General features: G+C 43.7%; 1 protein-coding gene. It reads left to right on the forward strand.

The genetic code is table 11. The features are described 5' to 3' along the window. Window positions 1-2,022: bifunctional aldolase/short-chain dehydrogenase (locus DC498_RS25855; protein WP_116877017.1), on the forward strand; the 2,022-nt coding region annotated here is incomplete at both ends.

The raw sequence follows: 2,022 nt of genomic DNA on the forward strand, positions 1-2,022 counted from the left end.
AAAAACATTTAAGCACGTAAGTTACCTGTGGGAAGAATCCAAAGCGGCTGAACTGGCAGGCGATGAAGTGGCATTATTGATATACCGTTCCAATTTACTTGGAGCAGACCTCAGGCTTACCAATTATGGTGGGGGTAATACTTCATGTAAAGTAATCAGTAAAGATCCTTTAACCGGCACGGAAACAGAAGTGATGTGGGTAAAAGGCTCAGGAGGCGATTTGGGAACATTGAAAAAAAATGGTTTGGCTGCATTGTATGTGGATCGTTTAAGAAGTCTTAAAAACGTATACAGAGGCTTGCAGTATGAAGATGAAATGGTAGAACTGTTTAACCATTGCATTTTTGATCTTGCTTCAAAAGCGCCTTCAATAGATACGCCGTTGCATGGTTTTCTTCCGTTTAAGCATATTGATCACCTGCACCCCGATGCCGCCATTGCAATTGCTGCGGCTAAAGACGGCAAACGCATTACCAAAGAATTATTCAACGGAAAGCTTGGTTGGGTAGAATGGAGAAAACCCGGCTTTGAACTGGGGCTTGAGCTGAAAAAATGTCTTGACGAAAATCCAGGTATCCGTGGTATCATGCTCGGTTCTCATGGTTTATTTACCTGGGGTGATACTGCTTACGAAAGCTATATCAATACCCTCGAAGTAATAGAAACCTGTGCCGATTACCTTGAAAAAAACATGAAAGGCAAAACAGCCTTTGGTGGGGCAAAGATCCAGTCATTACCTAAAAATGAGCGCCTGGATAAAGCTGCTGCTTTAGCACCGGTACTCAGAGGCTTCTGCTCTTCCAAAACAAACATGATAGGTCATTTTACAGATGATGACCGCGTGCTGGAGTTTATTAATTCAAACGACCTTGACCGGCTTGCTCCATTAGGCACAAGCTGCCCGGATCACTTTTTAAGAACAAAGATCAGCCCGCTGGTACTTAATCTTGCACCTGGCGAAGAGCTGAGTGATGTAAAAGCCATCAAAGCCAAAATAGAACCTTTGTTTGACGCATATCGTAAAATGTATGCGGAATATTATGAAACCTGCAAGCATCCTAATAGCCCTGCTATGCGTGATGCAAATCCTGTGGTGATATTATATCCCGGCGTAGGGATGTTCACTTTTTCAAAAGATAAACAAACTGCGAGGGTAGCCGCTGAGTTTTATATCAATGCCATCAATGTAATGAAAGGCGCTGAAGCGGTCTCCGAATATACGTCTTTACCCCGCCAGGAAGCATTCAATATTGAATACTGGTTGCTGGAAGAAGCGAAGCTGCAACGTATGCCCAGGCCAAAACCATTGAGCGGACGTATCGCACTCATTACCGGCAGCGCCGGAGGCATAGGAAAAGCTATTGCGCAAAGATTTGCTGATGAAGGCGCCTGTGTTATACTCTCTGACAATAACCCGGAGAGACTGGAAGAAGCAAAAACTGAGTTCAATAAAAAATATGGTAAAGATGTATATACCGGTGATGTGCTGGATGTAACTGTTGCATCCACAATCGCACAAACCATCCGCACAGCTGCCCTGGCTTTTGGCGGTTTGGATATTGTAGTGAACAATGCCGGACTTTCCATATCAAAACCCATAGAAGAGCATACGGAGAAAGATTGGGATTTATTATATGATGTGTTGGTAAAAGGCCAATACCTGGTTACACAGCAGAGCGTTGAAATAATGCGCAAACAAAACCTGGGTGGTGATGTATTGAATATAGTAAGTAAAAACGCATTGGTAAGCGGGCCGAATAATGCCGGTTATGGTTCTGCAAAAGCTGCGCAGTTGCATTTGTCAAGACTGAATGCGGCCGAGCTTGGAAAAGATCACATAAGGGTGAATGTAGTAAATCCAGATGCTGTGATTTCCGGCAGTAATATATGGAGCGGCGGCTGGGCTGAAGGTCGTGCAAAAGCGTATGGTATTAAAGTAGAAGAGCTGCCTAAATACTATGCAGGCCGCACATTGCTTAATGAAATTATTTTACCGGAAGATATTGCCAATGCATGTTTTGC

Source organism: Terrimonas sp., assembly GCF_003075435.1.
Lineage (GTDB): Bacteria > Bacteroidota > Bacteroidia > Chitinophagales > Chitinophagaceae > Agriterribacter.